At 68.8% G+C, this 6,861-nt stretch carries 8 protein-coding genes and 2 tRNA genes; 4 read left to right on the top strand and 6 right to left on the bottom strand.

Going from position 1 to position 6,861, the window contains the following annotated elements; all coding sequences use genetic code 11:
- The 4 genes from RT567_RS12085 to aroA all read right to left on the bottom strand — a co-directional run.
- Window positions 1-178 (bottom strand): (d)CMP kinase (locus tag RT567_RS12085; RefSeq protein ID WP_313576582.1); only part of this gene is annotated, 178 nt, incomplete at its 3' end.
- A 51-nt stretch (window positions 179-229) separates the two neighbouring features.
- Complete coding sequence (locus RT567_RS12080; RefSeq protein ID WP_313576580.1) at window positions 230-520, bottom strand: hypothetical protein; 291 nt, start codon at window positions 518-520, stop codon at window positions 230-232.
- On the bottom strand, window positions 517-807 hold the full coding sequence (locus RT567_RS12075; RefSeq protein ID WP_313576579.1) for a hypothetical protein: 291 nt from the start codon (window positions 805-807) through the stop codon (window positions 517-519). The genes RT567_RS12080 and RT567_RS12075 overlap by 4 nt, the downstream gene beginning before the upstream one ends.
- A complete protein-coding gene (gene aroA / locus RT567_RS12070) occupies window positions 800-2,140 on the bottom strand; it encodes a 3-phosphoshikimate 1-carboxyvinyltransferase (protein ID WP_313576578.1) in 1,341 nt (446 codons plus the stop codon). Before aroA ends, RT567_RS12075 begins: the two co-directional genes overlap by 8 nt.
- A 133-nt stretch (window positions 2,141-2,273) precedes the next feature.
- Between aroA and RT567_RS12065 the strand changes: the two genes are divergently transcribed.
- From RT567_RS12065 to RT567_RS12055, 3 genes are all read left to right on the top strand, one after another.
- Entirely contained in the window at window positions 2,274-2,735 is a 462-nt protein-coding gene (locus tag RT567_RS12065; protein ID WP_313576577.1) for a TIGR02300 family protein, read from the top strand.
- 131 nt (window positions 2,736-2,866) lie between these two features.
- Window positions 2,867-2,942, top strand: a tRNA-Ala gene (locus RT567_RS12060).
- A 92-nt stretch (window positions 2,943-3,034) separates the two neighbouring features.
- Window positions 3,035-3,110 (top strand) — tRNA-Ala (locus tag RT567_RS12055).
- 61 nt (window positions 3,111-3,171) lie between these two features.
- Here RT567_RS12055 and RT567_RS12050 read toward each other — a convergent pair.
- Both RT567_RS12050 and RT567_RS12045 read right to left on the bottom strand, forming a co-directional pair.
- Entirely contained in the window at window positions 3,172-4,788 is a 1,617-nt protein-coding gene (locus RT567_RS12050; protein WP_313576576.1) for an acyl-CoA dehydrogenase family protein, read from the bottom strand.
- 286 nt (window positions 4,789-5,074) lie between these two features.
- Window positions 5,075-6,004 (bottom strand): rhodanese-related sulfurtransferase, encoded by a 930-nt coding sequence (locus RT567_RS12045; RefSeq protein WP_313576581.1) that lies wholly within the window; start codon window positions 6,002-6,004, stop codon window positions 5,075-5,077.
- A gap of 197 nt (window positions 6,005-6,201) precedes the next feature.
- Between RT567_RS12045 and RT567_RS12040 the strand changes: the two genes are divergently transcribed.
- Window positions 6,202-6,861 (top strand): MFS transporter (locus tag RT567_RS12040; protein WP_313576575.1); only part of this gene is annotated, 660 nt, incomplete at its 3' end.

Genomic DNA, 6,861 nt, shown 5'->3' with positions numbered 1-6,861 from the left:
GCGCGGCCTGCGCCGCCGCCTCGGCGTCGCCCAGATCGCCGCCCGCATCCAGCACCGCCAGTCCTACGGCGCGATACAGCAGGCCGGTGTCCAGGTACGGCAGGCCGTAGTGAGCGGCCAGGCGCGCGGCGATGGTGCCCTTGCCGGACGCGGCGGGGCCGTCGACGGCGATGACCAGGTTCTTGTTCAAATCAGGATTCCTTCACAGCGCTGCCGCGCCCTGTGCTTCTCACGGCTTCGGCTTCAGGACGCAAGCGACCCAGAAGCATCCGAGCCCGAAAACCAGCAGAACCGCGCTGGACGCCAGCATGGTTCCTATGCGCCGCCGGAACAGATGGGTCGCGACCGCTTCCGACAGGTCCAGGGAGGCGTGGCCGTCCATGCGGCCGTCGGCCAGATCCAGCATGCCTTCGCCGAAGAAGCCGAGCGCGAACAACAGGAAGGCCGCGGCCAGAACCAGCAGACCGACGCCGAGCGCCTTGAACGCCACATACGGCGGAAGAGAAGGCCGCGCCGTCATCGCTTCACGTCCCGCTTCCGCACTTCCTGAAAGGCCAACGCCAGGCAGAAGGCGGCAAAACCGCCGCCCGCCAGAACCGAGAGCCCGTAGAAGCCGTTCAACGCCCAGAAGACCAGCGGCCTGTCGCTGAGCGCCACGTCCGGCCCCTTGCCGTGACGCAGCAGCCCGGTTTCAAGCGCACGCCACACCTCCGACCCGCCCTTGTAGCTGCACCAGCCGACGAAGGCGGCGGCGAGCACGAACTGCAACCAGGACCAGAGCCCGGACGTCTTGCGGGTCTCAGCCACCCTGACCGATCTCCGCTCCCAGTCCGGCCATCATCTCGACGAAGCCGGGGAAGCTGGTGGCGATCATCTCGGGATCACGGACCGAGACGGGCTGTTCGGCGGCCAGACCCAGGACCAGGTGGCTCATGGCGATGCGATGGTCGTGGGCGGTGTCGACGGTCGCGCCGCCCTTCACCAAGCCGGGAGCGCCGGTGACGATGAAGCCCTCCGGCTCCTCCTCGACCTGAACGCCGCAGGCCGTCAGGCCCGCCGCCATCAGGGCGATGCGGTCGCTTTCCTTAACGCGCATCTCGCCGATGCCGCGCATGACGGTCTCGCCCTCAGCAAGGGCGGCGGTCACGGCCAGGATCGGGTATTCGTCGATCATGGAGGCGGCGCGATCTTCCGGGACCACGATCCCCTTCAGCGCCGAATGGCGGGCGGTGACGTCGCCGACCTCTTCGCCGCCGGCCATCCGCCGGTTCGTGATGGTCAGGTCCGCGCCCATGTCGAGCCAGGTCTGGAACAGGCCGGTGCGAAGCGGGTTGAGCATCACCCCCTCGACCGTCACCTCCGAGCCCGGAACGATCAGGGCCGCCGCCAGGGGGAAGGCCGCCGAGGACGGGTCGCCCGGCACGGCGACGTGGGTTCCCTTCAGCCTCTGGCCGCCCGGCAGGCGGATGCGCCAGCCGTCGCCCTCCTCCGTCACCTCGATCTCGACGCCGAAGGCGCGCAGCATCCGTTCGGTGTGGTCGCGGCTCTTTTCCGGCTCGACCACGACGGTCTCGCCGTCCGCATTCAGTCCGGCCAGCAGGATGGCCGACTTGATCTGGGCCGAAGCGACGCTCTGGACGAAGGTCACGCCCTTCAGCCCGCCGCCGTGCAAGGTCAGCGGCACCCGATCTTCGGCCGCATTCCAGTCGAAGCGCGCGCCCATGTCGGCCAGCGGCCCGGTCACGCGCTTCATCGGCCGTTTGCGCAAGGAGGCGTCGCCGTCGAACGTCGCCGTCAGCTCATAGCCCGCGACCGCGCCCATCAGCAGGCGCACCCCGGTCCCGGCGTTGCCGCAGTCGATGATCGTCTCGGGCGAGCGCAACGGCCCGCGCCCCTCGACCCGCCAGCGGCCCTCGCCGATCCGCTCGACCGAGGCGCCCAGCGCCTGCATGGCGCGGCCGGTGGCCAGAATGTCGTCGCCTTCCAGAAGCCCTTCGATTTCCGTGACGCCCTCGGCCATGCCGCCGAAGATCAGGGCGCGGTGCGACATCGACTTGTCGCCCGGCGCGCGGACCGCGCCCCGAAGGCCGGAATCGAGGTCGAAAACGCCGGACGCGGTGAAGGTCTGGGGAGTGCTCACCCTGATGCAGGCTCCGAATGTCAGGAAAGCCGCGCAGGCGCGGAAAAGAAGGCTTTTGACAGCGGCCCCCGCCGGTGGCAAGGGAGCCGCCCGATTTCCAATTTTCCCTTAAACCCGCCGAAGGTCTAATCACGTGGCCAATCCCGAACTGGGCCAAAAGCAGGTCTGCCCGAACTGCCAGGCCAAATTCTACGATCTGAACCGTCGCCCGGCCCACTGCCCCAAGTGCGACACCGAGTTCGATCCGATGGAAGAAGCCGTCCGCAGCCGCCGCGTGCGTCGCGGCGCCGGCTACGCCGCTGACGAGGAGGCCGAAGATCAGGTCGCCGACAAGTCCGCCGACGCCGACGAGGACGAAGAGGACGCCGAAGGCTCCACGCCCGAAATCGATCAGGAAGGCCACGAGCCGATCCTGACCCCGGACGACGACGACGGTGAGCCGGGCGGCGACGACGCCGGCATGGGTTCGTCGGACGGCGACGATGACGACGACGTCCTGGACGACGACGATGATGATTCCGTGCCCTTCATCGAAGACGAAGACGACGATGACCTCGACGAAGAGCTGGCCAAGCCGTCGCGTGACGACGACTAAGGGTCAAGGTTCGGAAAAATAAGCGGAAAAAAATGTGTCAGACCCGCTTGATCTTCAAAACAGCCTGACCTAGTTTCCGCGCCTCGCCGGGGGGCGACTTTCTCTCCCCGGCGGGACCGACCGAAAGGTTCGGGGCTTTAGCTCAGTTGGTAGAGCGCTTGCATGGCATGCAAGAGGTCAGCGGTTCGACTCCGCTAAGCTCCACCATCGAAGGCCTCGCGGAACGCCCGCGGGGCCTTCGTCCTTTCCAGACGCCTCGGTCTGATCCGGTCGACGACATAACCAAGCCGATACGGCCTGGGGCTTTAGCTCAGTTGGTAGAGCGCTTGCATGGCATGCAAGAGGTCAGCGGTTCGACTCCGCTAAGCTCCACCACCGAAGGCCTCGCGGAGCCCCCGCGAGGCCTTCGTCCTTTCCGGCTCCACTTTCACGACATTCAGGCCGGCATCGCCCGCTCCAGCACCGCCCGCTGATCCACCTGCGCCTCATAGGCCCCGTAAGACATGCCGCGTGGACGAAGGCGTAGCGCGATGAAGGCCTCGGCCGAGGGGGTGTCCATTTCCAGCAGAGTCGCAGCCTGGGCCGCCAGCGCCAGCCGCTCGACCGTCAGCCGCGCCCCCGCCTCGTTCGCCGTCAGGTCCAGCCCGGCGATGAAGCGGTCATAGTCGGCGGACTTCCCCGCCTGTGACGCCAGCCAGGCGCGCAGGGCCTCCACGCCTTCCGGCTCGCGTCCCGCCGCGCGCAGCACGTCCAGCGCGATGACATTGCCCGAGCCTTCCCAGATGGCGTTCAGCGGCGACTGGCGGAACAGGCGCGGCATCGGCCCCGTCTCGACGTATCCGGCGCCGCCCAGCGCCTCCATCGCCTCATAGACCATGTTCGGCGCGCGCTTGCAGACCCAGTATTTGGCCACCGGCGTCAGCAGGCGCCCCACGGCGTCGCCCGTATCGAAGGTCGCCGCCAACCGCATCGACAGGGCCGTCGCCGCCTCGCTCTCGACCGCCAGATCGGCAAGGACGGCGGCCATCATCGGCTGGTCGATCAGCCGCTTCTGGAAGGCGGTGCGGTGCGCAGCGTGCCACACGGCCTGCGCCAGCGCCCCGCGCATCTGCAGCGCCGAGCCGACCACGCAGTCCAGCCGCGTGTGCTGGACCATGCGGATGATGGTGGCGACGCCCCGCCCCTCCTCGCCCAGCCGTTGCGCCAGCGCGCCATGATACTCGACCTCGGACGAGGCGTTGGAGCGGTCGCCCATCTTGTCCTTCAGCCGCATGACGCGGAAGCCCGCATTGCGCGTCCCGTCCGGCAGCCAGCGCGGCAGGATGAAGCAGGTCAGCCCGCCCGGCGCATAGGCCAGCGTCAGGAAGGTGTCGCACATCGGCGCCGAACAGAACCACTTGTGCCCGGTCAGGCTGTACCAGCCGCCCTCGCCGACCGGCTCGGCGCGGGTGGTGTTGGCGCGCACGTCCGAGCCGCCCTGCTTCTCGGTCATGGCCATGCCCAGCGTCACGCCCGCCTTGTCCCCCGCCGGGCGCACGGCCGGGTCGTAGCGGCCGGACAGCACGCCCCGAATCCAAGGCTCCCCCGCCGCCGGATCAGCCTGCAGCGCCGCCACCGAGGCGTAGGTCATGGTCATGGGACAGCTGGTCCCCGAATCCGCCTGCCCGGTCAGGAACAGGATCGCCGCGTGCAGCAGATGCCCGTTCGGCGTCCCGTCCCAGGCGCCGGCGGCGATGCCCGCGCCCAGCCCCAGATCCATCAGCTGGTGATAGGCCGGGTGGAACGTCACCTCGTCGATGCGGCGACCATAGCGGTCGTGGGTGTCCAGCACGGGCGTCACCCGATTGGCCTGCACGCCCCAGTCGATCACCTCGGCCGAACCGCAGCGACGGCCCAGATCGGTCAGCCGCTCGACATGCCCCGCACCGCCCCAGCGCCGCACGGCGTCGTGCAGGGCCTTGTCGCCGGTGAACAGGTCGATGTCCTCCAGCGGCGGAACCTGATTGGCCACCTCATGGGTGTCCAGGCGCTCGACGGGACGAAAGGCGGACATGGGCGGGCCTCCTGACTAAGCGAGGTCGGGAGGATGGCATGGGCGGACGCCGACCGCGACCCAGTCCGACAGGTCCGTCGCCACATACGCCGCGTCCACCGCCACACATGCCGTCATCCTCGGGCTTGACCCGAGGATCCAGACCCGCGCCGGTTAGCCGATGTGGGATCGATCAATGCGCGCCACGATACGACGACAACTTGCGGCAAGGCTGGATCCTCGGGTCAAGCCCGAGGATGACGGCGGAGAAGACAGAGAGAGAGAGAGAGAGCGGAAGAAGCGCCTTCTAGCCTTTCTGCGCCGCCCCCACGTGCGCCACGCCTCTGGCGCGGGCGATCTCCATCTGCTTCTGGCGTTCGGCGTAGCCGTCGCGCTGGGCCGCGTCGCGGTCGTCCCAGCAGCGGTCGCAGGACACGCCCTCGACATAGCGCGGCGAAAGACGGCCCTCGGGGCTGATCGGCATCCGGCAGGCCCGGCACAGGCTGTGGTCGCCCTCGACCAGGCCGTGCCCCACGGACACCCGCTCGTCGAAGACGAAGCATTCGCCGCGCCACAGACTTTCCGGCTCGGGCACCGTCTCCAGATACTTCAGGATGCCGCCTTCCAGGTGATGCACGTCGCGCACCCCCTCGGCCTTCAGGAAGGCGGTGGCCTTTTCGCAGCGGATGCCGCCGGTGCAGTACATGGCGACCTTCGGCGGCGTCGGCCGGTCCAGCAGTGCGCGCCCCTCGGTCCTGAACCAGTCGGCGAACTCGCGGAAGGTGCGGGTGTTGGGCTGGACGGCGCCCGCAAAGGCGCCGATCTCGCCCTCATAGTCGTTGCGGGTGTCGATGATGACCATGTCCGGGTCGGCGATCAGGGCATTCCAGTCCTGAGCCGAGACATAGGTTCCCACGCCCTCGACCGGGTCGATGTCGGGCTGGCCCATGGTGACGATCTCGGCCTTCACCCGCACCTTCATGCGGTGGAAGGGCATGGCCTGCGCCGTCGAATACTTCAGTTCCAGCCGGTCAAAGCCCGGCAGGGCGCGCACGCCGTCGATCACGCGGGCGATGTCGGCTTCCGGCCCGGCGATGGTGCCGTTGATCCCCTCATGCGCCACCAGAAGCGTGCCGCGCACTTCGGTCCCGCACAGGTCCAGCAGGTGCAGACGCAGCGCCGCCGGGTCGGCCACGGACGCGAAACGATACAGGGCGGCGACGGTGAAGGGGGTCAAGGACGACATCGGGGGAACGGCTGGGATGGTCACGGCCTTCCTATAGCGTCCCGCCGCCGCCCTCGCGACGCCAATAATCCGGAACCCAGAGTGACCGCTTCCCGGCTTGCTTCCCCCGTCGAAGCCGTGTGGACTGCCCACATGGTCGTCGTCGGTTCCCGCCTGCTCCGTATCGTCCATGCGAGGGGGCGCCCCGCATGAGTTCGACCGCCGACGCCTCTCCTTCCCATCCGCCGTCCGTCCCGCCGGAACGCCCCTCGGCGCTGGCGCCGCTGCGGCACCCGATCTTCCGGGCGGTGTGGATCACCAGCCTGGTCACCAATTTCGGCGGGCTGATCCAGTCGGTCGGCGCCGCCTGGATGATGACCTCCATCGCCTCGGCGCAGATGGTCGCCCTGGTGCAGGCGTCCGTCACCCTGCCGATCATGCTGCTGTCGCTGGCGGCCGGCGCTCTGGCCGACACGGTGGACCGGCGCAAGATCATGCTGGCGGCTCAGACCTTCATGCTGCTGGTCTCGGCCGGTCTGGCGGCCATGACGTGGATGGGGTGGATCACGCCCTGGGTGCTGCTGACCTTCACCTTCCTGATCGGCTGCGGCACGGCCTTCAACGGCCCGGCGTGGCAAGCGTCGGTCGGCGACATGGTCCCGCGCGAGGATCTGGCCGGGGCCGTGACCCTGAACTCCATGGGCTTCAACATGGCCCGCAGCGTCGGCCCGGCGCTGGGCGGACTGATCGTGGCGGCGGCGGGCGCGGCGGCGGCCTTCGCCGTCAACGCCGTCAGCTATCTGGGCCTGCTGGTCGTGCTGTTCCGCTGGAAGCCCGAGCGGCCCAAGCAGACCCTGCCGCGCGAAGGC

Source organism: Brevundimonas sp. (genome assembly GCF_032107865.1).
Taxonomy (GTDB): domain Bacteria; phylum Pseudomonadota; class Alphaproteobacteria; order Caulobacterales; family Caulobacteraceae; genus Brevundimonas.
The sequence above is the reverse complement of the archived record's forward strand: the minus strand, read 5'-3'. Positions and strand labels throughout refer to the sequence as shown.